This window comes from Tatumella saanichensis (genome assembly GCF_000439375.1).
Classification (GTDB): Bacteria; Pseudomonadota; Gammaproteobacteria; order Enterobacterales; family Enterobacteriaceae; genus Tatumella; species Tatumella saanichensis.
This window is the reverse complement of record NZ_ATMI01000012.1, coordinates 111,402-138,375: the sequence shown is the minus strand read 5'-3', so window position 1 is coordinate 138,375 and position 26,974 is coordinate 111,402. Positions and strand designations below refer to the sequence as shown.

The window sequence follows — 26,974 nt, the reverse complement described above, 5'->3', positions numbered from 1 at the left end:
ATTATCCTCTTGCCGCCAGTTCAGTGACACAGTTATAGGCATGCCCACTGCGGATCGTGGTCATTGCCTGTTTTGCATTCTGGCGTAAATCTTCATGACCAAATAATTTCATCAGCATGGCAACATTCATCGCAATAGCGTGCTCGTGCGCGGTTTCTCCTTTACCCTGCAGTAACTTGCGTAAAATGTCACGGTTTTCCTCAGGGGTGCCTCCCGCTAGGGCGTCGATAGGATGGCTCTGTAGGCCGAAATCAGTGGGGGAGAGTTCATAACGGGTGATTTCACCGTCACGTAGCTCGGCAACCTGGGTGACCCCGTGGACGGCGATTTCATCCATACCGCTACCATGGACCACCGCAGCGCGATGATAGCCAAGCACCCGTAATGTTTCAGCAATCGGCTGTAACAGTGCTGGACTATAGACGCCGATCAGTGCCAGTGGCGGCCGGGCCGGATTAATCAGCGGGCCCAGTACATTAAACAGGGTACGAGTCTGTAGCTGTTTACGTACTGGCATCGCGTGGCGGAAGCCACTGTGATACTGCGGAGCAAACAAGAAACAGACATTTTGCTCATCAAGTGCCTGGCGGGCATTTTCCGGCGTCATATCTAAATTGATACCAAAAGCAGCCAGCAGATCGGAGGAGCCGGATTTGCTGGAGACGCTACGATTACCGTGTTTGGCCACTTTCAGCCCGCAGGCAGCAGCCACAAAGGCACTGGCCGTGGAGATATTAATACTGTTGCTACCGTCGCCACCGGTGCCCACAATGTCGGCAAACGGATAGTCTGGACGCGGGAAAGCACGGGCATTATCCAGCAAGGCAGTGGCTGCTCCGGCAATCTCTGCTGGGCTTTCGCCACGCACTTTCATGGCAATCAAGGCGGCACCCAAGGAGATGGGGTCCATTTCACCGGTGACCACCGCACTGAACAGCTGCTCACTCTCTTGCTGAGTGATCACCTGTCCTTGGTAAAGTTTTTCAAGGATCTGTTGCATGAGTAATGTCCTTATTCGCTGAGCGCCCAGACCAAAGTCTGTTCCAGTAAGCGGGCTCCTTGGGTGGTGAGGATGGATTCTGGGTGGAACTGGAAACCACACACTTTATCCTTCTCATGACGGATCGCCATGACCATACCGTTAAAGGTGGCATTCACCGTCACCCCTTCAGGGACATTACTGCCCACCAGTGAATGATAACGGGCTACCGGCAGTGGATTAGGCAGGCCGCTAAACATTTGTTCACCGTCATGGCTGATTGCTGACGCTTTACCGTGCAGGATCTCACCGGCCTGACCGACCACACCTCCATAGCTTTCAACTATCGCTTGATGGCCGAGACAGATACCGATCACCGGGACTTTGCCACGCATCTCTTTCAGCAGGGCGGGCATGCTGCCAGCATCTGCCGGTGCACCTGGGCCAGGAGACAGCATCAACACTGGCTTTTCCATTTCACTTAGGCGTTGTTTCAGGGTTTCCGCGGGAATGTTATTACGGTAAACCATCACCCGGTGACCAAAGGTCCGCAGCTGATCGACCAGGTTATAGGTAAAGGAGTCAAAGTTATCGAGCAGTAAGATATCAGCCATCAGAAAATCTCCTTACATTGATGGGCTGTGGCAATCGCGCGCAGTACTGCACGGGCCTTGTTGCGGCTTTCATCCGCTTCCGCTTGTGGGATGGAGTCTAACACCACTCCGCCGCCTGCCTGCACGGTGGCAACGCCATCTTCAACATAGGCAGAGCGGATCACGATACAGGTATCAAAATCACCGGTGGCGGTGAAATAACCGACTGCGCCGCCGTAAGAGCCGCGACGGGTACCTTCCGATTCAGCAATCAGCTGCATCGCACGCACTTTAGGTGCGCCGCTGAGGGTGCCCATATTCATTACCGCACGATAGGCATGCAGCACATCCAGGTCTTGGCGCAGTTTACCTACTACCCGAGACACCAGATGCATTACAAAGGTATAGCGGTCAACCTTGGTCAGGTCAGCCACATGGCGACTGCCTGGCTCACAAATACGAGCCAGATCGTTACGGGCCAAATCCACCAGCATAAGATGCTCAGCCAGTTCTTTTTGATCGGTACGCATTTCCAGTTCGATACGGCTATCCAGATCGCGGTCCAATTCACCGGCGGCGTTGCGGCCACGTGGACGGGTACCAGCAATCGGGTAGATCTCAATCTGGCGGGTCTGTGCAGAATATTTCAACGAGCTTTCCGGCGATGCGCCAAACAGAGTAAAATCCTGATCCTGCATAAAGAACATATAGGGACTTGGGTTACTGTTCTTTAGGGTCTCATAGGCTGCCAATGGCGATGGGCAAGGCAGGGAAAAACGACGGGAAGGCACCACTTGGAAAATCTCACCGACACGAATAGCATGCTGCATTTTTGTGACAACGTCACAATAGACTTCATCGCTTTGGCTGTAGCTTAATGTCATTTGCGGCACCTGTTGAGCGACGGGTGCCGGAGCCGGTTGCATCATCTGCTGATTCAACTGATGAACTCGTTGTTGCAGACGTTCAAATTCCCCAGCAGCCGGGGAAAATAAGCTGGCTTGAATACGGGAAGTGCGAGACTGATGGTCGATCACCAGCAGGGTTTCTGCTAGATAGAAGCAGTAATCTGGACAACGTTGCTCATTTTTCAGGTCCGGCAGGGTTTCAAAACCGGCAACTAAATCATAAGCAAACAGGCCACCGATCATCACAGCTTCGCGCTCTGTGGGGTCGCTGTTGATCAGGGTGGGGATCAGGCGTAGAGCATCCAGTACTGACACAGATTTTAGACGAGAATCCTCATCTTGCAGTGGATCAATTTCCGGGAAGGTCAGTTCGCGGCCATCGGGACGAGGTAATATGGTCACTTCAGCAGGCAGGGCAGCATCTAGCAGGGGCAGCAGGCTGGCACCATTCTCTGACAGTGCCTGGACCGTCACTTGGCGACCCAAAGCGGTGATCCGTAGGGCACTGTCTGTGATCAGCAGGCTTTGCAAGTTGTCTTTACTGTCGACGTCTGCTGATTCCAGCAGCAGGGTAGACGGGCGAGCTGCACAGAGTTGGTTAAATAAGGCTGCCGGGTCATCGCGGTACGGGGCATCACCGGTAATCAGTTTTAAATCGGGTTTTGCGCTTGCCATGATTGTGTCTCTGAATTTTTTCCAAAAAAAAGCCCGCAATTTGCGGGCCCTGAAATCTGCACTGTGGTTACACTTGGGTGCACGAAAACATCGCCCTTAAGGGAGAGTCATATGCCACCAACGGAGAGAGTCAATTGCTGTAACACACATGAGAAGTATCCTTGTCTGAAGTTGCGTACTAGTTAACTAGTTCACCGACAGATTGTCAATACATCTTTTAGCGTTATTGCTAAAATCAGTGGCAGACCACAGAGCGAACGCAACACGGAGCCATTTTGACAGACAGAACTGCCTTTAATTTATACGACCTGCACAGCCATACCACCGCCTCAGACGGCTTACTTAGCCCAGAAGAACTGGTGCTCAGGGCCCATGAGCGTGGTGTTAACTGGCTGGCTATCACCGACCATGACACCACCGCCGGGATCTCGCAGGCCATCAAGGCTGTCCATGCACATCAGTTGCCATTGAAACTTATCAGCGGCGTCGAAATCTCCACCCTGTGGCAGAACCATGAGATCCATATTGTCGGGTTGGGAATGGATATCCACCACTCGGCATTATGTCAGTTACTGGCTCAGCAGGCAGACAAACGCTTGTCGCGGGCCGAGGAGATTGCTAGTCGCTTAGAAAAAGCACAGATCAGTGGGGCGCTGGAGGGCGCGCGGGCACTGGCCGGTAACGGTGCCATTACCCGTGGTCACTTTGCCCGCTATATTGTGCAGTGTGGTAAAGCTGCTACCGTCGCTCAGGTGTTCAAAAATTATCTGGCCCGTGGGAAAACCGGATATGTGCCAGCCCAATGGTGTACAATTAATCAGGCGATTGATGCTATCCACCAGTCTGGCGGGCGAGCAGTAGTTGCTCATCCGGGACGTTATCAGTTATCCGCAAAATGGTTAAAGCGGTTACTGCAATTTTTTGCTGAGGCAGGGGGCGATGCTATGGAAGTCGCTCAATGCCAGCAGCCGCCTGACGAACGTCAGCAATTAGCGAAGTACGCTCAGGAATACGGACTTGCCGCCTCACAAGGCTCGGACTTTCACATGCCCTGTGCATGGATCGAGCTGGGCCGCAACCTGTGGTTACCGGCAGGGGTAGATGCCCTGTGGCAGCGTTTTCCTGACATTCACAGTAATGCCCCGGCAATGGCCGGCGCAGGGAGCGAACTATGAGCCAGTTTTTCTATATTCACCCAGAAAATCCCCAGCCCCGCCTGATAAGCCAGGCGGTGGATTACCTGAACAAAGGCGGGGTGATTGTCTATCCGACCGATTCCGGCTATGCCCTTGGCTGCCGACTGGCGGACAAATCGGCATTGGAACGTATTTGCCGTTTACGTCAGTTGGACGGAAACCATCATTTCACTCTGATGTGCCGTGACCTGTCTGAACTCTCTGTCTATGCACAGGTGGATAACAGTGCTTTTCGTCTGATCAAGAACAATACCCCCGGGTGTTACACTTTTCTGCTGAAAGCCACCAAAGAAGTCCCGCGTCGTTTGATGAATGAAAAACGCAAAACCATTGGTCTGCGAGTGACCTCACATCCGGTGGCCCAGGCTCTACTGGAAGCCCTTAATGAGCCAATGATGTCCACCACCCTGATGCTGCCGGGCAATGATTTCGCCGAATCGGATCCAGAAGAGATCCAAGACAGCATTGGTAAGCAGGTTGATTTGATCCTTAACGGCGGTACCTTAGGCCAGCAACCTACCACCGTCGTCGACTTAACCGGAGATGCGCCAGAAATTATCCGTGAAGGCGCCGGTGATCCGACTCCGTTCCGGTAACGCCTCTGGCCCATAGGCCACCGCCTAATGCGGGCGGCCTATGGGCCGATAAATCAGGTTACAAGCGGGTTTTCATCCTGTATAATGGCAGTGATATTAAATATAAGTGTTTGATTTTAAATTAAATACACCTTAAACCTGAGGCCTGGGAAGGCGACAGTGAGGCTGCTCAATGAGCGAAAAGTTACAAAAAGTGTTAGCACGTGCTGGACATGGTTCTCGCCGTGAAATTGAAACCATCATTTCTGCCGGGCGCGTCAGTGTGGACGGAAAAATCGCCACCCTGGGTGATCGTGTTGAGGTCAATGCTTCCCTGAAGATCCGTATCGACGGTCATCTGGTTCGTGTCCAGGAAGGGGAAACTCAAATTTGCCGCGTACTGGCCTACTATAAGCCGGAAGGTGAGCTTTGTACCCGTAATGATCCTGAAGGGCGGCCAACGGTGTTCGATCGTCTGCCCCGTTTAAACGGTGCCCGCTGGATTGCCGTTGGCCGTTTAGATGTCAACACCTGTGGTCTTCTACTGTTTACCACCGATGGTGAACTGGCAAACCGCTTGATGCACCCTAGCCGTGAAGTGGAGCGTGAATACGCGGTGCGCGTGTTTGGTCAGATTGATGACGATAAAATCCGTCAACTGAGCGTCGGCGTACAATTGGAAGACGGTCCTGCGGCGTTCAAAACCCTGAAATTTGCTGGCGGCGAAGGCCTCAATCAGTGGTACAACGTCACCCTTACCGAAGGGCGTAACCGTGAAGTTCGTCGCCTGTGGGAGGCCGTTGGCGTGCAAGTCAGCCGTCTGATCCGTGTCCGTTATGGTGATCTTCCGTTGCCGAAAGGTCTACCACGGGGAGGTTATACCGAAATGGATCTGACGTCGGTGAACTACCTGCGTCAATTAGTGGATATGCCGGAAGAGACTGAAACCAAACTGGCCGTTGAGAAAGATCGTCGCCGTACCAAAGCCAATCAGATACGTCGTGCGGTAAAACGTCACAGTCAGATTAGCAGCAATGGTAATGGCCGCCGCAATGGCAGCAGCCGTAGTGCCACTGCTCGTCCAGCATCGAAACGTACCCAAGGACAACGCTAATACCGTCGTTGTTCTCTACAAGACCCGCCACTCGGCGGGTTTTTTATCTCTTTAACTGGCCGGTCCCGCTTTTCGACCCGGCTGGGCATCGATGCTGCTTCCTGAAGGTAGAGCACTGTTACCACTGATCAACTCAAGATAGACGGGCATCAGGTCAGCAGGCGTTTTTAACAATTGCGGGTTCTCTTCAGGGAAAGCGGCAGCACGCATCCCCGTGCGAGTCCCTCCCGGATTGATGGCATACACCTTCAAGCCCTGATCGCGATACTCCTCCGCCAGCACTTGCATCATTCCTTCCGTGGCAAATTTTGATACCGCATAGCTCCCCCAGCCGGCACGTCCCTGACGGCCGACACTTGAGGTGGTTAGCAGCAGCGTAGCCTGAGGCGCTTTTAACAGCAGTGGCAGTAGGGCACGTGCGAGGAAAAAGGTGGTATTCACATTGACTTGCATGACCTGTAACCATTCCTCGGCGGGGATATCTGCCATTGCACAGATACTGCCGAGGATGCTGGCATTATGCAGCACTGCATCCAACTGTGGAGTCAGCGCGGCGACCTGGTTGGCAAAAGCGTCACAGTCAGCAGCGCTGGCAGTGGCAAAATCGAGCAACACTATCTCTGCGGGTTGCAGCCCCAGTTGGCTAATTTCCGAACGAACGCGTTCAAGTTTTTGCAGGTTCCGCCCGTGTAAGACCAGCCGCGCCCCTTGTCGGGCAAAAGTCAGGGCTGCTTCACGGCCGATGCCTTCGCTGGCGCCAGTGATAAGCAGGGTACGATTTTCCAATAATTTGGGCGTGACAGTAGCATTCATAGCCGTTCCTTATCTTATTTCATGCAGTTAGCAGCCAATTTATCATATGGTACACTAGGACAATATGCAGTTAGTGTTCCGGTCTGTGATATCTGGCCGGGCCCGGCTAAACGGGAATTTAACCGAAGTAACTAAGGTGGACTGAGTGAGTTTCATTGCAGAATATGGCTTGTTTCTGGCGAAAATCGTCACTTTTGTGATTGCAGTGATCGCCCTGGTGGCGGTGATTTTTAGCCTTTCATCAAAGAAAAAGGAAGGTCAGGGGCAGTTGCGTCTGGGGCATCCTGGGGAAGATTATCAGGCGCTAAAGAAAACCTTAGCACTGGCCAAACTACCGGAGGCTGAACAAAAAGCCTATCTGAAAGCTGAAAAGAAAAAACAGAAACTTGAGGCTAAACAGGAGAAATCGAGAGCGAAACAGGGCAGCGAGACGTCGGCTAAACACACGCTATTCCTGCTGGATTTTAAAGGCAGCATGGATGCCAGTGAAGTCAGCTCATTGCGTAAAGAGATCTCTGCGGTGTTGTCAGTGGCAACCCCCGGCGACGAGGTGCTGTTACGCTTGGAAAGTCCCGGCGGTGTAGTGCATGGATATGGGCTGGCAGCATCACAGTTACAGCGTATTAAAGATCATGGTTTACCCCTGACTGCGGTAGTGGATAAAGTGGCTGCCAGTGGCGGCTATATGATGGCCTGTGTGGCATCACATATCGTGTCAGCACCTTTTGCTATTATTGGTTCTATCGGTGTTGTCGCCCAAGTGCCTAACTTTAACCGTTTACTGAAGCGCAACGATGTGGACATTGAACTTCATACCGCAGGGCAGTACAAACGTACCTTGACATTACTCGGGGAGAATACCGAACAAGGCCGTGAAAAATTCCGTGAAGACCTCAACGAAACTCATCAGTTATTCAAATCCTTTGTTCATCAGATGCGCCCGTCACTGGACATTGAGTCCGTGGCCACCGGTGAACATTGGTACGGTCGTCAGGCATTAGAAAACGGGCTGGTAGATGAGATTGCCACCAGTGATGAAGTGATCATCCGCAAGATGGATAACTTCCGCATCCTCTCGGTCACTTACGGTAAAAAGAAAAGCCTGCTGGAGCGTTTCACCGGCAGCAGCGCACAGGCAGTTGACCGTTTGTTACTGAAATGGTGGCAGCGTAGCGAAAAACCGCTACTCTGAGGGTGAGGTTAACGCCTTCTGTATGTAGACCCCGGGCTTGTCCCGGGGTTATTGTTTCAGACAGTAATGTGGCGACAGTTCCACAGTGAGGAATTTGAGGATATTGAACATCGCTAGGGTCTGTGGCGTCGGGGCACCATCCGGCGCGGTGAATAATGGTCCATTGAATATCAGTAGATCATCGTGCTGGCTGACTGCGGTCACGCGAAAATCCGAAAAATACTGAGGGTGATGGCAGCTATATTGACAGGCCAGATCCAGCAGTGTTTGTGCGTCCTTAGGTTGTGCAATTGTCATGGCAGTGGTCTTCCTTAAAGAGATATCCTTTGTCAGTATAAGGATATCCTTGGAGGTGTGCTTGGCGCAAAAAATTTTGCCCGCAGAGTCAGCCGCCAAGATGGCAGCGTGCTAATAAAGTTGCGTAAAGGATTTTATCAGGTACAGTGTGGACGATTTGCGAATCAGGGAGTCTGCATCACAGCCAGCGGGCGGATCGGGATAAAAGATTATTTCAATCAACCTGTTATTCCTAGGCTATTATCAGTAATCACTGGTTTTTTATTGTGAACTGCGGAAATCGGCGACAATCAGAGTTGTTGCAAATCAGGGGAGTTATCCTCTCCCGTTCTTCAGGACGTTTTTATTAGGTAAAGTTATCTATGGGTAAAGCACTCGTTATTGTTGAGTCACCGGCAAAGGCAAAAACTATTAATAAATACCTTGGCAGTGGCTTTGTTGTGAAGTCCAGCGTCGGGCATATTCGTGATCTGCCAACCAGTGGTTCACTGGCTAAAAAGACGGCGGAAACCGGTAAAGCAAAAGCCGCCAAAGGCGTTAAAAAAGACGAGAAAAGTGCGCTGGTTCACCGTATGGGTGTCGATCCTTGGCATGGCTGGAAAGCTAATTACCAAATTTTACCAGGTAAAGAGAAAGTTGTTTCTGAGTTGCAGGCTCTGGCGGCCGATGCGGATCACATCTATCTGGCAACGGATTTGGACCGAGAAGGGGAAGCTATTGCTTGGCATCTGCGGGAAGTGATTGGCGGCGATGATACCCGTTTTAGTCGTGTCGTGTTTAACGAAATAACCAAAAATGCGATTCGTCAGGCATTTGAAGAACCGGGCGAGCTGAATATTGACCGTGTTAATGCCCAGCAGGCCCGTCGCTTTATGGATCGAGTGGTGGGCTATATGGTCTCTCCGCTATTGTGGAAAAAAGTGGCCCGTGGCTTATCCGCAGGCCGCGTCCAGTCAGTGGCCGTGCGCCTTGTGGTCGAGCGTGAGCGGGAAATCAAAGCCTTTGTACCAGAAGAATACTGGGAAGTGGATGCGCGTCTTAATACCCCACAGGGTGCTGAGTTGTTGATGCGTGTGACCCACCAAGGCGACAAAGCCTTCCGTCCAGTGAGCAAAGAGACCACGATGTCTGCGGTGAGCGCGTTGGAGAACGCCCGCTATCAGGTGATCGAGCGTGAAGATAAGCCGACCAGCAGTAAACCCAGTGCACCGTTTATTACGTCGACACTGCAGCAGGCAGCCAGTACGCGTCTCGGTTACGGTGTTAAGAAAACCATGATGCTGGCCCAGCGCCTTTATGAAGCTGGTCATATCACTTATATGCGTACCGACTCGACGAACTTGAGTCAGGATGCCATCGCTATGGCCCGTGGTTACGTTTCGGAAAATTTCGGAGATAAGTATCTGCCGAAAGAAGCGACGGTGTATGCCAACAAAGATAATTCTCAAGAAGCCCATGAAGCTATCCGTCCTTCAGACGTCAATGTGGTATCTGAACAGTTGAAGGATATGGAAGCGGATGCGCAGAAACTCTATCAATTGATCTGGCGACAGTTTGTGGCCTGTCAGATGGTCGCGGCTAAATACGACTCTACCACCCTGACGGTGGTGGCGGGGGATTACCGCCTGAAAGCCAAAGGCCGTACCCTGCGTTTTGATGGTTGGACGCGGGTAATGCCGGCACTGCGTAAGAATGATGATGACTTGACGCTGCCTCCGATAGAGGTGGGTGAACAGCCAACCCTGACGGAAGTGATCCCGGCACAGCATTTCACTAAGCCACCGGCCCGTTTCAGTGAAGCATCGCTGGTCCGTGAGCTGGAAAAACGAGGTATCGGTCGTCCTTCAACCTATGCCTCAATTATCTCCACCATCCAAGACCGGGGTTACGTGCGTGTCGAAAGCCGTCGTTTCTATGCCGAGAAGATGGGGGAAATCGTCACCGATCGCTTGGAAGATAACTTCCGCGAACTGATGAACTACGATTTTACCGCCCGTATGGAAGATAACCTTGACCAAGTGGCCAATGAAAAAGCCGAATGGCGTGCGGTATTAGATAACTTTTTTACTGATTTTAGCCAACAGCTCGAGCAGGCCGATAAAGATCCGGAACAGGGCGGCATGAAGCCGAACCAGATGGTGCTAACCTCGATTGCGTGCCCAACTTGCGAGCGCGAAATGGGGATCCGTACGGCCACCACGGGAGTATTCCTGGGCTGTTCAGGTTATGCGCTGCCACCGAAAGAGCGCTGTAAGCAGACCATTAACCTGATTCCGGAAAATGAAGTTTTGAATATTCTGGAAGGGGACGATGCAGAAACCAATGCCCTGCGTGCCCGTCCGCGTTGTCGTAAATGTGGCACCGCGATGGACAGCTATCTGATCGACGAAAAACGTAAACTGCATGTCTGTGGTAACAACCCGAGTTGCGACGGTTACGAAATCGAGCAGGGTGAGTTCCGTATTAAAGGGTATGACGGTCCGGTAGTCGAATGCGAAAAATGTGGCAGCGAAATGCACCTGAAAATGGGGCGTTTCGGCAAGTACATGGCCTGTACTAACGATGACTGTAAAAATACCCGTAAGATCCTGCGTAATGGTGATGTGGCACCGCCGAAAGAAGATCCGGTTCCATTACCTGAGTTGCCTTGTGAAAAATCAGACGCTTATTTTGTACTGCGTGACGGGGCTGCGGGGATTTTCCTAGCGGCCAACACGTTCCCGAAATCTCGGGAAACGCGAGCACCGTTGGTGGAAGAACTCCAACGTTTTAACGACCGACTGCCGCAGAAGTTTGCTTATCTGACCGAGGCCCCCGCTGCGGACCCGGCAGGTAATAAAACCCTGGTCCGTTTTAGTCGCAAAACTAAGCAGCAATATATCTCTTCTGAAAAAGACGGGAAAGCCACCGGTTGGTCAATGTTCTATATTGACGGGAAATGGCAGGAAGCGAAGAAGTAACTGCCGAGTACTTAAGGCCAGCGTATGCTGGCCTTTTTGCGTCCTGAGGCTATATCCATTAGTTCTGTTAATATGCTTGTGATGATACAATGGTTATAGTCACACCGGGTGTGTATTCTGTTGATCAATCCGTTATCTATAAGACCTGTCTTTACAAGAATACAGGCGTTAAAGACCTTTTGTCCCGAAAAGGTGGACCATGAAATTACAACAATTACGTTATATCGTCGAAGTCGTTAATCATAATTTGAACGTATCCTCGACGGCGGAAGGGCTTTACACTTCTCAGCCGGGGATCAGTAAACAGGTACGGATGCTGGAAGATGAACTGGGTGTGCAAATTTTTGCGCGCAGTGGTAAACACCTGACTCAGGTCACTCCCGCCGGTGATGAAATTATCCGAATCGCTCGTGAAGTATTATCGAAAGTTGATGCCATTAAATCCGTTGCCGGTGAACATACCTGGCCGGATCAGGGCTCATTGTATGTGGCCACCACTCATACTCAGGCACGTTATGCGCTGCCTCCGGTGATTAAAGGCTTTATTCAGCGCTACCCGCGGGTATCTCTGCACATGCATCAGGGGTCGCCGACGCAGATTGCCGAAGCAGTCTCTAAAGGGAATGCAGATTTTGCGATTGCGACCGAAGCCTTGCACCTGTATGACGATTTAGTGATGCTGCCTTGCTATCATTGGAACCGCGCAATAGTGGTGCCTCATGGTCATCCGCTGGCGGACAAAACGCGTGTTACCATCCAGGATTTAGCCGAGTACCCGTTGGTGACCTATACTTTTGGTTTTACCGGACGCTCAGAACTGGATTCCGCGTTTAATCAGGCCGGCCTGACGCCAAAAATTGTCTTTACTGCCACCGATGCTGATGTCATTAAAACCTATGTTCGGCTAGGGTTAGGGATTGGCGTCATTGCCAGTATGGCAATTGACCCTGTCACCGAAACTGATTTGGTGAAAATCGATGTCTCGGATATCTTCACCTACAGCACCACTAAAATCGGTTTCCGTAGCAGTAGCTTCCTACGTACCTATATGTACGATTTTATCCAGCGTTTCGCGCCGCATCTGACCCGTGATGTGGTTGATGCTGCCATTGCGTTGCGTTCCAATGACGATATCGAAGCCATGTTTAAGGATATCCGCTTACCAGTGAAATAAGCATTCTGTTGATTAGGATCAGGCCGCCGGTATTGAGTCATTGTCAAAATGGCCGAGGACTGCCGGTGGTGTGCCGGTAAAATCATGCGTAGGCAAGGATTGCTGATGATCATCATGGGACTGTTTGGCTATTCTCGGCAAAAAGTTGCCGCGCGGAAATACGCCCCGCCAGAATGGGGGCAGCGGTTGGGGATCTGGATAGCCGCGCTCGTCTGTTGTATCGCGTTCTGGCTACTGCTGGCAATAGGGGGAATACTGCTGTGGTGAAGGCTCGCCACAGCAGTCAGTCATTCAGGATCAGTCGTTATCGTCGTGGTGTAGGAAATGACCCATTTTCAATGCCTTGGTATCTAAATAACCGGTATTTTTTGGGTTGCGGCCGACTTCTAGTGGCACTCGCTCACTGATATTGATGCCTGCTTCGGAAAGGACAGCGACCTTGCGTGGATTATTGGTCAGCAAACGAACCGCTTGAACATCCAACAAGTTGAACATCTCTGCACATAATGTGAAATCACGTTCATCGGCTTTGAAGCCCAATTTCAAGTTGGCTTCGACGGTATCCAGCCCTTGATCCTGCAATGCATAGGCACGGATCTTATTCAGTAGGCCGATATTACGTCCTTCCTGACGGTGATAGAGCAGCACGCCACGCCCTTCGGCAGCAATAGCGCTCAAGGCTGCCTCAAGCTGGAAGCCACAGTCACAACGTAAACTGAACAGGGCATCACCGGTCAAACATTCAGAGTGGACCCGGGCCAGCACTGGTGCACTCCCGGAAATATCCCCATACACCAGCGCAACGTGATCTTTACCGGTCTTTATTTCTTCAAAACCCACCATCAGGAAGTCACCCCATGGTGTGGGCAGTGTGGCCTGTGCCACCCGCTTAAGTTGCATGTCAAACTCCGCGACTATAAAACTGTAGGGTTATCAGCACTCTGAATGCCAGAGTTCAATCGTTTATTGTGCCATAATTGTCACTGTGTCGGTATTAATCTCTGCCATGCCCGGCACGAGTAGCACAATCCGACACCCAGCAGGATAAGGGTAATCTGCAGGGAAAGGTAATACTTATTTTGACAAAGACAGCGCAAACAAGGTGTTGATAATGCGACAACTGATAACAACGGTCGGCAGCGGCATGCTGGTCCTCTTGATATTGCCGGTAGCCGTCTGGTGCTCCGGCTGGCAATGGCAACCGCACTCATCGCAGCCGGCACTGCCATTTCTCTATGCCATGACGCAAACGGTCACTCGACCGTGGGGAGTTGTCAGCACCCTGGTACTTGGTGTAGCGCTGTTGAGTTATCTACGCAGGCAGGGGGCAGGCCGCACTGAACTATTGAAAGCGGCACTGCTTATTGTTGCAGTGGTATGGGGCGGTCAGGGGATCAACACCCTGATTAAGCACCAGGTCAAGGAGCCCCGTCCCTACGCCGTATGGATGCAGCAGGTCACTGGAACCCCGACCACAGATTTTTATCAGCAGCCAACCGCGGAACGCCGTCAGTGGGTGATTCAAGTCACTGCAGGCTACCCTCAACTACCAGGGTTTCTGAAACAGCACTGGGAAGAGGAAACCGGCTATGCTTTCCCTTCAGGGCACAGTATGTTTGCCGCTTGCTGGGCACTGCTTATCTTAGCGCTGGTAAAGCCAACCCGTCATCGCTGGGTCGTCGGTGTGGTGTTTGGCTGGGCAATCATGGTGATGTGGAGTCGGATGGCAATGGGCATGCACTGGCCACGGGATGTTATAATGTCAATATCAGTGGCCGCGGTATGGGTTTGCTTACTGTGCTGGCTGTTAAAAATGCCGGTAAGACGGCCCTGAAGGGCGTTATTCGTCTAGCTTAATGCAAAGTATGATTGTAAAAGGCGTTTGCATCCCCATAATAGGAGGGTGCAGGCAGACGGTTTCGTGCAGACAGTGCAACAGTAGGTTGCCGGTCACGGGACCCCCACGGAAAACACGATAACAGGATGCATTGTGAAATATTTAGTGATTTTTTTAGTCGTACTGTTCATTTTTATTATCTCCATTACCCTTGGATCGAAAAATGACCAAGTTGTGACTTTTAATTATCTGCTTGCTCAGGGCGATTATCGCGTGTCGACATTGCTGGCCACCTTGTTTGGTGCCGGTTTTATCCTCGGCTGGGTAATCTGTGGTCTGTTCTGGCTGCGAGTCCGCCTGGCGTTGTCCCACGCTCAGCGTAAAATCAAACGTCTTGAAACTTCGACCTCAACCGGCACCGGCAAAGCTGTGGTGAAGGAATAACCCTCTATGCTCGAGCTGTTGTTTCTGCTTCTGCCTGTTGCTGCCGCCTATGGCTGGTATATGGGGCGGCGAAGTGCGCATCAGGATAAACAGCAGGAGGCTAACCGTCTGTCACGGGACTATGTCACCGGGGTTAACTTCTTGCTGTCTAACCAGCAGGATAAAGCCGTTGATCTGTTTCTCGATATGCTTAAAGAAGACAGTGGGGCGATAGAAGCGCATCTTACCTTAGGCAACCTGTTTCGCTCTCGTGGCGAAGTGGATCGCGCGATCCGCATTCACCAGTCTCTGATGGAAAGCACATCACTGGATTATGACCAGCGCTTACTGGCGGTTCAGCAGTTAGGGCGCGATTATCTGGCTGCCGGCCTCTATGACCGCGCTGAAGATATGTTTGCCCAATTGACTGATGAAACCGATTTTCGTGAAAGTGCTTTGCAGCAGTTACTGCAAATCTATCAACTGACCAGTGATTGGAGCCAGGCGATTGATACCGCTGAACGATTAGTAAAACTGGGCCAGAGCAAACAGAAGACGGTGATTGCTCATCTTTACTGTGAACTGGCGTTACAGGCGATGAGCAGTGACGATTTAGATAAAGGACTTAGCCTGCTGAAAAAAGGGGAGTCTGCGGATAAAAACTGTGCCCGGATTTCTATTATGATGGGACGGATCTATATCGAAAAAGGGGAAGACCAGAAAGCGGTGCAAAGCATGCAGCGGGTACTGCAACAGGATCCTGATTTTATCAGTGAAGTTCTTCCATTGATGGAAGCTTGTTATCAGCGCTTGAACACCCCGCAGCCTTGGCTGGAATTTTTGCAGCGCTGTGTAGCGGATGAAACCGGTAACGCTGCTGAACTTTATTTGGCGGACATTCTTGATATTAACGAAGGTTCAGAGTCGGCGCAGGTGTTTCTGACCAAGCAGTTAGAAAACCATCCTACTACCCGTGGCTTTCATCGTCTGATCAACTATTATCTCCAAGATGCTGAGGACGGTCGTGCTAAACAGAGTTTAGCGGTACTGCGGAACATGGTTGGAGAACAAATTCGCACTAAACCCCGTTATCGCTGTCAGAAATGCGGTTTCACCGCCCATGCGATTTATTGGCATTGCCCGTCCTGCCGCACGTGGGCCTCTGTCAAACCGATCCGTGGTCTAGATGGTCAATAACCACAAGGCAGAGCCACAGGCTCTGTTTTTTTGGTAGCCACTTTAGTTACAACATACTATTCGATTATGGCAATGAAGGGTGCCGAATGTAAAAAGGGTGACATCATGGGTCAGGCAGGTAAAATAAGCGCCGTTTACCGATAGCCTGATCGCCTGCTTGTTTAAGGAACCCTGCATGACTGTATTATCGCCATCTTCTGTTACCTCTCCGGTGCTGGTTGCACTGGATTTTGACGATATCAATCGGGCGACTGCCCTGGTCGATCTTATCGACCCGCAAAGCTGCCGTCTGAAAGTCGGTAAAGAGATGTTTACGCGTTTTGGCCCCGCATGGGTAAAAACCCTTCATTCGCGGGGTTTTGAGGTTTTCCTTGATCTAAAATTCCATGATATTCCAAATACCGTTGCCCACGCGGTGGCTGCTGCGGCTGATCTTGGGGTATGGATGGTCAATGTACATGCTAGTGGTGGCGCACGGATGATGAATGCAGCCCGTGAGGCCCTGCTGCCTTTTGGTGACCAGGCACCGCTACTGATTGCTGTGACGGTATTAACCAGTATGGAAGCCAGTGACCTGCGAGATATTGGTATCGAACGTAGCCCAGCGGAACATGCTTTACATCTGGCAAAACTGACCCAGTCTTGCGGGCTGGATGGGGTAGTCTGTTCTGCCCATGAAGCTGTCAGCTTTAAGCAGGCGCTTGGTGAGGGTTTCCGGCTGGTGACGCCAGGCATTCGCCCGGTAGGTAGTGCGGCGCAGGATCAGCGCCGGATTATGACCCCTCCACAGGCGTTACAAGCCGGTGTCGACTATATGGTCATTGGTCGCCCCATCACCCAAGCGGCAGATCCAGCGGCGGCGTTACAGGATATTCTTCACTCATTGCAGGGGGCATAATGGCTCGGGACAATTTGGTCTACTCTACCGAAACCGGCCGCATCAAAGCAGATGAACCAGCAGTTGCGCGTCCAAAAGGTGATGGGATCGTTCGCATCCAGCGGCAAACCAGCGGACGTAAAGGCAAGGGCGTCTGTATCATTACCGGCCTCGACCTCGCCGATGCGGAATTAGGGAAATTAGCTGCGGAACTGAAAAAGAAATGCGGTTGTGGTGGAGCAGTCAAAGAGGGCGATATTGAAATCCAGGGTGATAAACGGGATTTACTTAAAACGTTACTGGAAGCCAAAGGCCATAAAGTCAAATTAGCAGGCGGTTGAGCCGCTTAGTGTAAAAAAGGGCCGTAATGGCCCTTTTTATCTTATCAATGTTGGTGACCGATCACGCCACCCACAGCAGCCCCTCCCAGGGTGCCGAGGGTACTACCACCGGTCAAGATATTGCCGCCAATGGCGCCAATACCTGCTCCCAGAGCAGTATGACGATCACGCTTTGACATATTGCCGCAACCGCTCAGGCTGCAGACGATAACCGTCATCGCCAGTACTGAAATGAATGATTTTTTTAAGGTTATCACAGTCTTCTCCTTTGTTTATCTGCCGGTAAACGGCGGATAAAATGACTGAAATAGAATAATCGACCCGCATGAAATTCAAGGGAAACAGAGTTCTTTCAAGCTGAGAATTCCAACGGTACTCGCAGCGTGGCGCTTATTTTAGGGATGTTGATCCTAAAAGACAGATTGATTACTCCGAATCTTTGATAAGCATAGAAGATGAATGGCCCCCAATCTACCCTGATCGTGACTGCTACACTTTACCTCGTTTTTTGCTGCTGCGTGATGAATGTCATTCTGGCGGGAGGCTTTGTGGGCAGTACCTGTTATCAGTAACCTCAGTTGCTATTTTGCTTCCAGTCCCGTTATCCGCCCCTGACTGGGATTGATCCTGCCAGAGCTGCTGACAGAGTGCCCTAATGGTTTCTCGTAACCAGCGGTGTTGCGGACAGTTATGCAGTCGCGGGTGCCAGAGTGCAGAGATGGTAATCTCAGGGGTGTTGACCGGTAGCGGGAAAGATGTCAGACCGAGCGCATTTACATTGCCTACTTCGGTACTACTGATAAGCGATGAAGGGACCAAGCCAATAAGGTCGGATTGCCGTGTCGTACGCATGACATTGCTAAAACTCGGCACGACCATGGCGACGTGTCGCTGTAAACCCAGTTTAGCAAGGGCGGGATCCACGGGCCCGTGTTTGTGCCCCCTACGGGATGCTACAACATGAGGATAACCGACATAACGCTCAGCAGTAATGGGTTGTTGTAACAGCGGGTGGTCGCTCCGGCAAACTGCGACGAATTGGTCACGGAATAAGGATCGAGTTTTTATCTCCGGGGCTTGGGTGTCAGCGACACCGATCTCCAGGTCGATACTTCCTTCCCGTAGAGGCAAGGCATCTTTGTCTTCTTTTAGCACAAAACGTAGACACACCCGTGGTGCGTGTTGCTGTAACTGGGCAGCGAGTTGGCTGGCCGTCAGGTCGATAAACCCTTCATTCGCTCTTATCGTAAAGGTACGTTCCAAGGTAGTCGGGTCGACCTCTTTTTGCGCAGGTTGCAGCAATTCGTCAGCAGTTAACCTGACATCATGGACACGTTCACGGATGCTCAATGCATAGGGGGTTGGCACAAGTTCGCGTCCAGCCTGAACCAGTAATGGATCGCCAGTAACTTTGCGTAACCGACTCAACGTGCGGCTCATTGCGGACACGCTGAGACCCAAGCTTCCGGCCGCCCGGGTTACACTGCACTCTGTGAGCAAGACATCCAGCGCCTTGAGCAAATTCATATCAACGGAGTTAATCGTCATTTTAGAGGCCACACTTGCATAAGATGCAATCTATTATTGCATAGGGTGCGTCTGGTGCAATCTTTAGATGCCGGTTATGCTGACCACTTACTCCACCTATACAGCGAGAAAACGATGTCTGAAGCCAGTATAAGCAAGCAAACGCCACGGATATTATTGATCGGTGCATCAAGGGGTATTGGGTTGGCAATGGTTGATGAATTTCTTCGCCGAGGCTGGGAAGTGACGGCCACCGTCCGCAACCTCGCCAATGACGAGTTGACGGCGCTGTCTCAGCGTTATCCACAGCACTTAATGACTGAGTTATTGGATATTACCGATACACTTCAGATCACTGCACTGTATCAGCGCTTATCAGAGAGACGCTTTGATGTGCTGTTTATCAATGCGGGCACGGCAAATCAACATCAGGATGCCCCTATCGCCACCCTCAGCAATCAAGAATTTGTTGAAGTCATGGTCACCAATGCCTTATCCCCGATGCGGGTGATAGATGGCTTGCAAACGCGGGTTAAACCAGACGGATTAATCGGGGTTATGTCCTCCGGGCAAGGCAGTATCAGTCGTAATCGCCAAGGGGGCAAGGAGCTCTACCGCGGTAGTAAAGCCGCGCTAAACCAGTTTATGCGCAGCTATGCTGCCCGTGAGTCATCATTGCATCCTGAGCGTTCGTTGTTACTGCTAGCACCGGGTTGGATCCGGACTGTATTGGGCGGTGACAATGCTGCCTTTACCCTGGAAGAGACTGTCCCTGACATCGTTAATACCATTGAAAACCGACGGGATAAACCGGGCCTGATATATTGTGATCGGTTTGGAAAATCGGTGGATTGGTAACCGGAGAGACTCTGGGTGTAATGGGAAAGAGAGTGATAATCGAAGACAGGAATAACACTGCGTGTCGTCAGTGACGACACGCAGTGAAAGGTCATGCTACCGGACGGGCTACCACATTACGGTTTTCCATACGGACCTCTGCGATGGTGACGTCGATAAGGTCAGTGACGCGATAACGGACTTCCCCTTTGATCTGCACGGTGCCGTTTTCCTGACTGCATACCAGTTCATCACGGACACTGTGGATGAACGGAGCAGGGATAAAGGCGACGGCCCCCAGTTCAGTCAGACGTACGCGCATCCCGCCACGGGAGACATCAATCACTTCGGCGGCAAATTTCTGTTCCGTCCCAGCATAAGGGGCAAGATAACGAGCATATAACCAGTCACCGACATCACGTTCGGCCATGCGGTTTAGACGGCGGCGCTCACCCATGATGGTAGTCAGTTCCGCATCTGGCTGTTGCGCCTGTTCACCGAGGATAATCGCTTTCAACAGACGGTGGTTCACCATATCGCCGTATTTACGGATAGGTGACGTCCAAGTGGCATAAGCCTCTAGACCCAGACCGAAATGTGGTCCTGGCTGAGTGCCTATTTCCGCGAATGACTGGAAACGACGAATACGGCTATCCAGATACTGAGTAGGCAAGCTGTCCAGATGACGGCGCATCACTTTGAACCCTTCCAGTGTGGCGATCTCTTTCGGATCTACGGTCAGGTCATGGTTAGCCAGTACCGCGGCGACTAACTCGGCATTGGTTTCATCAAAGCCAGGGTGCAGGTTGTAGACCCCAAAACCTAAACGATCTGCCAGCACTTTAGCGGCACAGATGTTGGCAGTGATCATGGCTTCTTCGATCATCCGATTGGCGATGCGACGCGGCTCTGCGACGATCTCCAGCACTTCGCCTTTTTCGCCGAGAACAAAGCGGTAGTCAGGACGGTCTTTAAACACCAGCGCATGGGTTTTACGCCATTCGTGTCGTGCCAGGCAAAAACGGTGCAGCAGGGTGATCTGCTGGGCAATCGTTTCGCTTTCAGGCTTCCAGTCTCCGATATTTTCCAGCCAGTCAGAGACATTGTCATAGGCCAGTTTAGCTTTTGACTCAATCCAGGCAGCAAAGAAATGAGGGTCAGCTTGCGGAGTACCGTCTTTATCGATCACGATATGACAGGCCAGTACCGGACGACGTTCACCCGGACGCAGTGAGCAAACATCATCAGACAGCTCACGGGGCAGCATCGGAATATTGAATCCGGGCAAATAGTTGGTGAACGCACGCAGTGAGGCCAGCTTATCCAGCTCACTGCCTTGCGGCACATAGGCGGTAGGATCGGCGATCGCCACCGTCAGGCGCAGTTTGCCGTCGGGTAACTCTTCGGTGAAGAGCGCATCATCCATATCTTCGGTGCTGGCACTGTCGATAGTGATAAATGGCAGCGCGGTAAGATCCTCACGCTCAAGCTTTTCGTCGAGCATATCGCCAAAGCCGACATCCGGGGCTTCACGCTCCAGATTGTGGCGTGACAGTGTCACCCACCACGGAGCTAAATGGTCATCCGCGTAGGTAATATATTCGGTCAGCTCTGCATAGAAATTACGGTCACCCTTCAGAGGATGGCGGCGCATTTCAGCCACCGCCCAGTCACCAGCTTGGAAATTATGTTCCAGCTGACGTGCAGGGCGACAGGCGATAGCATCTTTGAGCAGTGGGTGGTCAGGGATAATCGATAAACGATCATCTTTTTTCTGAACACGGCCAACAAAACGTGTCAGGAAAGGTTCAACCAGCGTTTCAGGCTCAGCGCTCTCCTTACCGTTATTGCTCTGGATCACCGCAACAATACGGTCACCGTGCATCACTTTTTTCATCTGCGGAGGTGGAATAAAGTAGCTTTTCTGGGCATCGACTTCTAAAAAGCCAAAACCTTTATCGGTACCTTTTACCACACCCTCAGCGCGGGGGGTCTGTGCATGAAGCGTTTCTTTAAGCTGCGACAGCAGCGGATTATCCTGGAACATAATTTTTTTAGTTTCGTGGCCTAACAGCGGCTGACAGTTTTACGCGAATCACCCCTGTCGGGCAATAGCCAAACGGAGAAAGATAAAAAAAGCCGGCGTGGCAGCCGGCTTTTTGGCAGTTTGGGCCTTAGGCAATACGCATTGACGGCAATTGTGGGCTTAAGGATAGTTTCACCGGAATTGATTTTGAGGTTGGGGTTCCGCTGCCATCACCATAGCTGGAAAGTGGCACCAGTGGATTAGTTTCCGGATAATAGGCAGCCAAATTGCCACGGGGAATATTATAGGGCACCAGTACAAATCCATAGACTTGGCGGGTGATACCGTCATTCCACAGGGTTTCAATATCCACCTGTTGACCTTCCTGCAAGCCTTGCTCCGCCATATCCTGGGGATGAATAAACACCACCTTGCGTTGACCGTAAACCCCACGATAGCGGTCATCCAGGCCATAAATCGTGGTGTTGTATTGGTCATGGGAGCGTAACGTCTGCATCACAAAAGGCACATGACGGTCATTGAGCTGTGGGAAGAGTGAGCGCGGCAGCATAGCGGCATTGAACTCTGCTTTCCCTGATGGGGTGTTAAATTCCAGTCTGGCGGCTGCATTCCCTAAATAAAATCCCCCAGGTTGTTCGCATTTCTGATTGAAATCGGCGAAACCGGGAATGGTCGCGGCGATATGCTCACGGATCACCGCGTAATCGTCCGCCATTGCCAGCCAGTCGGCTTTATCGCTACCCAATACCGCATTGGCAATCCCGGCGACGATAGCGGTCTCAGAGCGCTGAGTATCCGCCAATGGGATACCGACTCCTTCTGAGGCATGCACCATGCTGAAAGAGTCTTCAACGGTAATGAACTGTGGACCGCTGCGCTGAACGTCGCGTTCGGTACGGCCGAGGGTCGGTAGGATCAGACTATTTTCATAGCCGGGCACTAAATGGGTACGGTTCAGTTTGGTACTGATATGGACTGTTAGGCCACAACGCTGTAACGCTTCTTCAGTGCGCGGCGAATCTGGAGCCGCGGCGGCTAGGTTGCCACCTAGGGTGATTAGTACTTTGATCTCATCCCGTAGCATCGCTTCGATGGCTTCTACGGTGTTGTGTCCGGCACGGCGCGGCGGTTCAAAATCAAAGTGGCTTGCCAGGGCATCTAGGAAAGGGGCATTCGGTTTTTCATCAATCCCCATGGTGCGGTTGCCCTGAACGTTACTATGACCGCGAACCGGACAGAGGCCAGCGCCTTTTTTACCTAACTGACCGAACAGCAATTGCAGGTTAACAATTTCGCGAACGGTATCCACCGAATGTTTATGTTGAGTTACGCCCATGGCCCAGGTACAGATTACCCGTTCAGCACTTTGATAAATCGCGGCGGCTTGACGGACCTGCTCTTCTGTAAGCCCTGACTGCTGAACAATGGTCTGCCAGTCGGTGGCATCTACCGCCGCTAGATAGCCCTCAACACCCTGGGTATAATGATCAATAAAGGGTTGATCGAAAATACCCACGCCGCCGTTCTCGATATCACGGCGATGCGCTTCCAGCAGAGCTTTCACCATCCCACGTATTGCGGCCATATCGCCACCGAGGTGTGGCTGGTAATAGGCAGAGCTAATGGTGCCTGCCATCGGCGTCACAATTTCCAATGGTTTTTGCGGATCGGCGAAACGCTCCAGACCACGTTCCCGTAGCGTATTGAAGGTGACAATCTTCGCACCGTGATCGGCGGCATGTCGTAGGCTGTGCAGCATACGTGGGTGATTGGTGCCGGGGTTCTGTCCAAACACGAATATCGCGTCGGCACTGTCGAAGTCATCAAGACGGATAGTACCTTTACCGACACCGATACTGCGTTTTAAGCCGGTTCCACTGGCCTCGTGACACATATTCGAACAGTCTGGGAAGTTATTGGTGCCGAGCATGCGGCCAAATAACTGATAAAGCCAAGAGGCCTCGTTACTGGCGCGCCCGGAAGTATAGAGTTCGATCTGGTTCTGATTGTCCATGGCGTCAATATGACGGGCAATGATTGAGAACGCATCTTCCCAGCTTATTGGCTCATAATGGTCGGTTTCGGCGTTATAAGAGAGCGGGTGGGTCAGGCGCCCTTGATATTCTAAAAAGTAGTCACTTTCCGCGTATAAGCGGCTGACGCTATGGGATGCAAAAAAGGCCGGATCCACGGTGCGGCGGGTCGCTTCCCAGGTCACCGCTTTAGCGCCGTTTTCACAGAAGCTAAACGTGCTTTTATTATCATCGCCCCACGCGCAACCAGGGCAATCAAAACCACGGGCTTTATTCATACGCATCAGATTACGCATATTTTTTAATGCAGCTTTACTGTCCAGGACAAACCGGGTGGTTGCTTCCAATGAACCCCAGCCTCCGGCGGCGGCGTGATAAGGCTTGATCTGGCGTTTGAATTTCATAAATTGACCGCTTCTGTTTGCTGATGTTAATGATCTGTTGCGACAATGAGGTTCAATTGTGCTTATGTGGGCGGTGGATGTCTAATTGATTGCAATAAACGAGCGATAGAGGTCGCTTATCGTCAGGTGGGTGTATAATCTCCTCTATCGCTTGACACTCGCGGGATGTGTCAAAACAGATGTAGTGTCATCTTCAGATTCAGGGCAGGAGAGCATGGATTTAAAACAGCTGGTGTACTTATGTAACCTTGAACAGGAAAAGCATTTTGGCCGTGCGGCAGAAGCCAGTTTTGTCAGCCAACCGACCCTGTCCATGCGCCTCAAAAATCTTGAAAATGAGTTGGGGGTTTCCCTGATCAATCGTAGCAATAGCTTTTCTGGTTTTACGCCGGAAGGGGAACGGGTATTGACCTGGGCGCGGGAAATGGTGTCCGTCTATCAAGGATTAAAACTGGAAGTCGATGCCATGAAACACGGTATCAAAGGCACCTTACGTATTGGTGTGGTCCCGCAATGCAGCCTTACGTTAAGCAGTGTTTTGCATGCTGTGTCACAACGTTATCCGGAAATTAATTACCGCGTGGAGGTGATGAGTGCCGACCAGTTATTGGAGGCAATTAATAGCCACACTGTCGACGTTGCCTTCGGCTTCTTTGAGATGTCTACCTTGCGTTCGCTGCAGTTTCAGGATGCGCTATTTGCGGATGGTGGGGTGGTGGCCCTGTATGCGGCGCAACATTTCCCAGCTTTGGTTGGCAAACACCGGCTATCAATGAAGGAGGTTGCGGTAAACCCACTCTGTTTGGCCGAACCGACCCGCTATTTTCGTCGTTACCTGGATACCTGTTTTCGCCAAGCGGGGTTGTCGCTACGGGTGATCATCGAAAGTGCTTCGGTATTGCAATTGCTTGAAAGTGCCCATTTCGGTATGGGAGTAATGCTGGCTCCGAAAAGCAGTATCCTGCCCGCCTTGCAGCAAGGACTGACGCAGTCTGCCGTGGATATGCCTACCATGGGGCGTCAGGGGGCGATGGTGATCGCCGGTGCCGGTAAAGCGACACCGCTGGTACAACACTTTTTTGACGAAGCGCGATATGCATTGCGTGGAATTAGCCAGCAGGCAGAGATGATAACAGACTGATTGTTCGGGTAGGAACGGGAACTGCGCGGCTTCAGGGCAAAGCAGGCGGGGGAAGAGAACTAAAAAAGCAGGCGGTGAACACCGCCTGCTAGGGAACTTATTTCAGTTCCAGTTCGTTCATTGCCGCGATGCTGAAACCGCCGTCAACGTGAACCACTTCACCGGTGATACCACCCGCCAGATCTGAACACAGGAAGGCTGCGGAGTTACCGACATCTTCGATGGTCACAGTACGACGAATTGGGGTCACCGCTTCACAATGAGACAGCATCTTACGGAAATCTTTGATTCCGGAAGCGGCCAGGGTACGAATTGGACCGGCAGATACGGCGTTAACACGTACGCTTTCTGGACCCATAGCGTTAGCCATGTAACGAACGTTAGCTTCCAGAGAGGCTTTTGCCAGACCCATCACGTTGTAGTTAGGGATAGCGCGTTCTGCACCCAGGTAAGATAGGGTCAGCAGGGCAGCGTTCGGATTCAGCATGGCACGACACTCTTTAGCCATTGCTACAAAGCTATAAGCACTGATGTCGTGAGCGATTTTGAAGCCTTCACGGGTCACTGCGTTAACGTAGTCACCGTCTAACTGATCCCCTGGTGCGAAACCGATAGAGTGAACAAAGCCGTCAAATTTTGGCCAGACTTTTTCCAGTTCGGTGAACAGGGACTTAATGCTTTCGTCTTCGGCAACGTCACAAGGCAGAACGATGTCTGAACCCAGGTCTTTGGCAAATTCTTCTACGCGGGCTTTTAATTTTTCATTTTGGTAAGTAAAAGCCAGTTCCGCACCCTGCTTATGCATAGCCTGGGCAATACCCCATGCGATGGATAATTTACTGGCAACACCAGTGATCAGAATGCGCTTACCGGAAAGAAAACCCATAGATGTAATCCTTAAAATGGTTATTGTTGTTGGCGGCGGTTGTTGATTTAGCAAGCCAGCCGCAATGTTCAATGGGGGGATTCTAACACGACATTGTGCTATCAGGTAAAGATACGCGACAACTGAGCCTGATTATACCGGTTATCGTTGGTTTTTTCGCCAAGCCTCAGCGGTCAGTGCCTCACCGAAATGGCTGTGGATCAAGCGCTTGGTCAGATCGTGCAACGGCGAGGCTAGTACATCGGCGGTGCCGCCACGCTCTACTACCTCACCCTGATGCATCACCATCACAAAATCGCTGATATGTTTCATCATGCCGATATGTTGGGTCACATAGATAAATGACAGACCATCCCGCTCCTGTAGCTCGAGCATCAAGTTGACCAGTTGCGAGCGCATGGTCATATCCAAGGAGGCTAAGGCCTCATCTGCGACAATGACTTTTGGCTGGAGGATCAAGGCACGGGCCAACGCTAGGCGCTGTTTTTGTCCAGGCGCCAGCATATGCGGAAAATAGCCAGCATGGTCACGCAGCAGGCCGACTTTGCGCAATGTCTCAATAATACGCGCTTCACGCTGTTGCGGGTTCAATGACGTATTTAGGCGTAAGGGCAAGTCAAGGATCTGGCTGACCCGTTGGCGGGGGTTCAATGAGGTGCTGGGGTCTTGGAATATCATACGGATCACTTGGCTGCGGTAGCCGTAATCACCGAAACTTAGCGCATGGTTATTAATGATAATTTCGCCGGAGGAAGGCTCGATCATTCCGCTCAGCATCTTGGCCAGGGTCGATTTACCCGAGCCATTTTCACCGATAATCGCCAATGTCTGTCGCTCACGCAGGGTAAAACTGACATTTTTTACCGCATCCACATGTTGTGGACGGAATAGGCCAGTTTTGTAGCGATAGGTTTTCGACAGATCGCGGACTTCGAGTAAGGTTTCCAT

24 protein-coding genes, 1 pseudogene and 1 other annotated feature are annotated in these 26,974 nt (G+C 51.5%); of the genes and pseudogenes, 14 read left to right on the top strand and 11 right to left on the bottom strand.

Going from position 1 to position 26,974, the window contains the following annotated elements; genetic code table 11:
* Position 1: 1 nt before the first annotated feature.
* Both trpD and DW47_RS0106330 read right to left on the bottom strand, forming a co-directional pair.
* Positions 2-1,593 (bottom strand): annotated as a pseudogene (trpD, locus tag DW47_RS17650) (bifunctional anthranilate synthase glutamate amidotransferase component TrpG/anthranilate phosphoribosyltransferase TrpD).
* Positions 1,593-3,155, bottom strand: a complete 1,563-nt coding sequence (locus DW47_RS0106330; protein ID WP_029685556.1) for an anthranilate synthase component 1 — start codon at positions 3,153-3,155, stop codon at positions 1,593-1,595. The pseudogene trpD and the gene DW47_RS0106330 overlap by 1 nt, the downstream one beginning before the upstream one ends.
* Positions 3,156-3,178: 23 nt before the next feature.
* Positions 3,179-3,281 (bottom strand) — a sequence feature (Trp leader region).
* A gap of 146 nt (positions 3,282-3,427) precedes the next feature.
* On the opposite strand from DW47_RS0106330, the gene rnm reads away from it, so the two are divergent.
* The 3 genes from rnm to rluB all read left to right on the top strand — a co-directional run bounded on the left by rnm (position 3,428) and on the right by rluB (position 6,040).
* Positions 3,428-4,330, top strand: a complete 903-nt coding sequence (gene rnm, locus DW47_RS0106320; protein ID WP_029685555.1) for an RNase RNM — start codon at positions 3,428-3,430, stop codon at positions 4,328-4,330.
* Positions 4,327-4,947, top strand: a complete 621-nt coding sequence (locus DW47_RS0106315) for an L-threonylcarbamoyladenylate synthase (protein WP_029685554.1) — start codon at positions 4,327-4,329, stop codon at positions 4,945-4,947. The genes rnm and DW47_RS0106315 overlap by 4 nt, the downstream gene beginning before the upstream one ends.
* Positions 4,948-5,119: 172 nt before the next feature.
* Positions 5,120-6,040 (top strand): 23S rRNA pseudouridine(2605) synthase RluB, encoded by a 921-nt coding sequence (gene rluB, locus DW47_RS0106310; protein WP_029685553.1) that lies wholly within the window; start codon positions 5,120-5,122, stop codon positions 6,038-6,040.
* A gap of 51 nt (positions 6,041-6,091) precedes the next feature.
* Here rluB and DW47_RS0106305 read toward each other — a convergent pair whose 3' ends face one another.
* Positions 6,092-6,853, bottom strand: a complete 762-nt coding sequence (locus tag DW47_RS0106305) for a YciK family oxidoreductase (RefSeq protein WP_029685552.1) — start codon at positions 6,851-6,853, stop codon at positions 6,092-6,094.
* Between the two features lie 145 nt (positions 6,854-6,998).
* Here DW47_RS0106305 and sohB point away from each other — a divergent pair, with 145 nt between their 5' ends.
* Positions 6,999-8,045 (top strand): protease SohB, encoded by a 1,047-nt coding sequence (sohB, locus tag DW47_RS0106300; protein ID WP_029685551.1) that lies wholly within the window; start codon positions 6,999-7,001, stop codon positions 8,043-8,045.
* A 48-nt stretch (positions 8,046-8,093) separates the two neighbouring features.
* Here the strand turns inward: sohB and DW47_RS0106295 are convergent, their stop codons facing one another.
* Positions 8,094-8,342, bottom strand: a complete 249-nt coding sequence (locus tag DW47_RS0106295) for a DUF2498 family protein (RefSeq protein ID WP_029685550.1) — start codon at positions 8,340-8,342, stop codon at positions 8,094-8,096.
* Between the two features lie 362 nt (positions 8,343-8,704).
* On the opposite strand from DW47_RS0106295, the gene topA reads away from it, so the two are divergent.
* From topA to DW47_RS17330, 3 genes are all read left to right on the top strand, one after another.
* A complete protein-coding gene (gene topA / locus DW47_RS0106290) occupies positions 8,705-11,302 on the top strand; it encodes a type I DNA topoisomerase (RefSeq protein ID WP_029685549.1) in 2,598 nt (865 codons plus the stop codon).
* A gap of 199 nt (positions 11,303-11,501) precedes the next feature.
* Positions 11,502-12,476 (top strand): HTH-type transcriptional regulator CysB, encoded by a 975-nt coding sequence (gene cysB / locus DW47_RS0106285; RefSeq protein WP_029685548.1) that lies wholly within the window; start codon positions 11,502-11,504, stop codon positions 12,474-12,476.
* Positions 12,477-12,560: 84 nt separating this feature from the next.
* A complete protein-coding gene (locus tag DW47_RS17330; RefSeq protein WP_152473138.1) occupies positions 12,561-12,743 on the top strand; it encodes a hypothetical protein in 183 nt (60 codons plus the stop codon).
* Between the two features lie 30 nt (positions 12,744-12,773).
* On the opposite strand, the gene ribA is transcribed toward DW47_RS17330, so the two are convergent.
* The gene (gene ribA / locus DW47_RS0106275; RefSeq protein WP_029685546.1) at positions 12,774-13,376 is read right to left on the bottom strand and encodes a GTP cyclohydrolase II; all 603 of its coding nucleotides are present in this window, start codon (positions 13,374-13,376) and stop codon (positions 12,774-12,776) included.
* 211 nt (positions 13,377-13,587) lie between these two features.
* On the opposite strand from ribA, the gene DW47_RS0106270 reads away from it, so the two are divergent.
* From DW47_RS0106270 to yciH, 5 genes are all read left to right on the top strand, one after another.
* Entirely contained in the window at positions 13,588-14,310 is a 723-nt protein-coding gene (locus DW47_RS0106270) for a phosphatase PAP2 family protein (RefSeq protein WP_051150840.1), read from the top strand.
* A gap of 156 nt (positions 14,311-14,466) precedes the next feature.
* Entirely contained in the window at positions 14,467-14,757 is a 291-nt protein-coding gene (locus tag DW47_RS0106265) for a LapA family protein (RefSeq protein ID WP_029685544.1), read from the top strand.
* Positions 14,758-14,763: 6 nt separating this feature from the next.
* Entirely contained in the window at positions 14,764-15,933 is a 1,170-nt protein-coding gene (gene lapB / locus DW47_RS0106260; RefSeq protein ID WP_029685543.1) for a lipopolysaccharide assembly protein LapB, read from the top strand.
* Positions 15,934-16,108: 175 nt separating this feature from the next.
* Complete coding sequence (pyrF, locus tag DW47_RS0106255) at positions 16,109-16,831, top strand: orotidine-5'-phosphate decarboxylase (RefSeq protein ID WP_029685542.1); 723 nt, start codon at positions 16,109-16,111, stop codon at positions 16,829-16,831.
* Positions 16,831-17,151 carry a stress response translation initiation inhibitor YciH gene (gene yciH, locus DW47_RS0106250; RefSeq protein ID WP_029685540.1) on the top strand — a complete coding sequence of 107 codons (321 nt, stop codon included), beginning with the start codon at positions 16,831-16,833 and terminating at the stop codon, positions 17,149-17,151. Before pyrF ends, yciH begins: the two co-directional genes overlap by 1 nt.
* Before the next feature lie 44 nt (positions 17,152-17,195).
* Here yciH and osmB read toward each other — a convergent pair whose 3' ends face one another.
* Together osmB and DW47_RS0106240 are read right to left on the bottom strand one after the other, a co-directional pair.
* On the bottom strand, positions 17,196-17,408 hold the full coding sequence (gene osmB, locus DW47_RS0106245) for an osmotically-inducible lipoprotein OsmB (RefSeq protein ID WP_029685538.1): 213 nt from the start codon (positions 17,406-17,408) through the stop codon (positions 17,196-17,198).
* Between the two features lie 271 nt (positions 17,409-17,679).
* Positions 17,680-18,699, bottom strand: coding sequence for a LysR family transcriptional regulator (locus DW47_RS0106240; RefSeq protein ID WP_071846613.1), 1,020 nt, complete (start codon positions 18,697-18,699; stop codon positions 17,680-17,682).
* Positions 18,700-18,813: 114 nt separating this feature from the next.
* Here DW47_RS0106240 and DW47_RS0106235 point away from each other — a divergent pair, with 114 nt between their 5' ends.
* Entirely contained in the window at positions 18,814-19,536 is a 723-nt protein-coding gene (locus DW47_RS0106235; RefSeq protein ID WP_029685536.1) for an SDR family oxidoreductase, read from the top strand.
* Positions 19,537-19,627: 91 nt separating this feature from the next.
* On the opposite strand, the gene DW47_RS0106230 is transcribed toward DW47_RS0106235, so the two are convergent.
* Together DW47_RS0106230 and DW47_RS0106225 are read right to left on the bottom strand one after the other, a co-directional pair.
* On the bottom strand, positions 19,628-21,562 hold the full coding sequence (locus tag DW47_RS0106230) for an exoribonuclease II (RefSeq protein ID WP_029685535.1): 1,935 nt from the start codon (positions 21,560-21,562) through the stop codon (positions 19,628-19,630).
* A gap of 127 nt (positions 21,563-21,689) precedes the next feature.
* On the bottom strand, positions 21,690-23,999 hold the full coding sequence (locus DW47_RS0106225; RefSeq protein ID WP_029685533.1) for an FdhF/YdeP family oxidoreductase: 2,310 nt from the start codon (positions 23,997-23,999) through the stop codon (positions 21,690-21,692).
* A 214-nt stretch (positions 24,000-24,213) separates the two neighbouring features.
* On the opposite strand from DW47_RS0106225, the gene DW47_RS0106220 reads away from it, so the two are divergent.
* Positions 24,214-25,140, top strand: coding sequence for a LysR family transcriptional regulator (locus tag DW47_RS0106220; RefSeq protein WP_029685532.1), 927 nt, complete (start codon positions 24,214-24,216; stop codon positions 25,138-25,140).
* 97 nt (positions 25,141-25,237) lie between these two features.
* Here DW47_RS0106220 and fabI read toward each other — a convergent pair whose 3' ends face one another.
* On the bottom strand, positions 25,238-26,026 hold the full coding sequence (fabI, locus tag DW47_RS0106215; protein ID WP_029685531.1) for an enoyl-ACP reductase FabI: 789 nt from the start codon (positions 26,024-26,026) through the stop codon (positions 25,238-25,240).
* Positions 26,027-26,167: 141 nt separating this feature from the next.
* Complete coding sequence (gene sapF / locus DW47_RS0106210) at positions 26,168-26,974, bottom strand: putrescine export ABC transporter ATP-binding protein SapF (RefSeq protein WP_029685530.1); 807 nt, start codon at positions 26,972-26,974, stop codon at positions 26,168-26,170.

Excerpts from the sequence above, each read along its gene's own strand:
- DW47_RS0106220 (WP_029685532.1), top strand. The coding sequence starts at position 24,214 with ATGGATTTAAAACAGCTGGTGTACTTATGTAACCTTGAACAGGAAAAG.
- DW47_RS0106315 (WP_029685554.1), top strand. The coding sequence starts at position 4,327 with ATGAGCCAGTTTTTCTATATTCACCCAGAAAATCCCCAGCCCCGCCTG.
- DW47_RS0106295 (WP_029685550.1), bottom strand. The coding sequence starts at position 8,342 with ATGACAATTGCACAACCTAAGGACGCACAAACACTGCTGGATCTGGCC.
- DW47_RS0106230 (WP_029685535.1), bottom strand. The coding sequence starts at position 21,562 with ATGTTCCAGGATAATCCGCTGCTGTCGCAGCTTAAAGAAACGCTTCAT.
- DW47_RS0106270 (WP_051150840.1), top strand. The coding sequence starts at position 13,588 with ATGCGACAACTGATAACAACGGTCGGCAGCGGCATGCTGGTCCTCTTG.
- ribA (WP_029685546.1), bottom strand. The coding sequence starts at position 13,376 with ATGCAACTTAAGCGGGTGGCACAGGCCACACTGCCCACACCATGGGGT.
- pyrF (WP_029685542.1), top strand. The coding sequence starts at position 16,109 with ATGACTGTATTATCGCCATCTTCTGTTACCTCTCCGGTGCTGGTTGCA.
- DW47_RS0106225 (WP_029685533.1), bottom strand. The coding sequence starts at position 23,999 with ATGAAATTCAAACGCCAGATCAAGCCTTATCACGCCGCCGCCGGAGGC.
- rluB (WP_029685553.1), top strand. The coding sequence starts at position 5,120 with ATGAGCGAAAAGTTACAAAAAGTGTTAGCACGTGCTGGACATGGTTCT.
- lapB (WP_029685543.1), top strand. The coding sequence starts at position 14,764 with ATGCTCGAGCTGTTGTTTCTGCTTCTGCCTGTTGCTGCCGCCTATGGC.
- yciH (WP_029685540.1), top strand. The coding sequence starts at position 16,831 with ATGGCTCGGGACAATTTGGTCTACTCTACCGAAACCGGCCGCATCAAA.
- DW47_RS0106235 (WP_029685536.1), top strand. The coding sequence starts at position 18,814 with ATGTCTGAAGCCAGTATAAGCAAGCAAACGCCACGGATATTATTGATC.
- DW47_RS0106305 (WP_029685552.1), bottom strand. The coding sequence starts at position 6,853 with ATGAATGCTACTGTCACGCCCAAATTATTGGAAAATCGTACCCTGCTT.
- DW47_RS0106330 (WP_029685556.1), bottom strand. The coding sequence starts at position 3,155 with ATGGCAAGCGCAAAACCCGATTTAAAACTGATTACCGGTGATGCCCCG.
- cysB (WP_029685548.1), top strand. The coding sequence starts at position 11,502 with ATGAAATTACAACAATTACGTTATATCGTCGAAGTCGTTAATCATAAT.
- fabI (WP_029685531.1), bottom strand. The coding sequence starts at position 26,026 with ATGGGTTTTCTTTCCGGTAAGCGCATTCTGATCACTGGTGTTGCCAGT.
- topA (WP_029685549.1), top strand. The coding sequence starts at position 8,705 with ATGGGTAAAGCACTCGTTATTGTTGAGTCACCGGCAAAGGCAAAAACT.
- DW47_RS0106240 (WP_071846613.1), bottom strand. The coding sequence starts at position 18,699 with ATGACGATTAACTCCGTTGATATGAATTTGCTCAAGGCGCTGGATGTC.
- sapF (WP_029685530.1), bottom strand. The coding sequence starts at position 26,974 with ATGGAAACCTTACTCGAAGTCCGCGATCTGTCGAAAACCTATCGCTAC.
- DW47_RS17330 (WP_152473138.1), top strand. The coding sequence starts at position 12,561 with ATGCGTAGGCAAGGATTGCTGATGATCATCATGGGACTGTTTGGCTAT.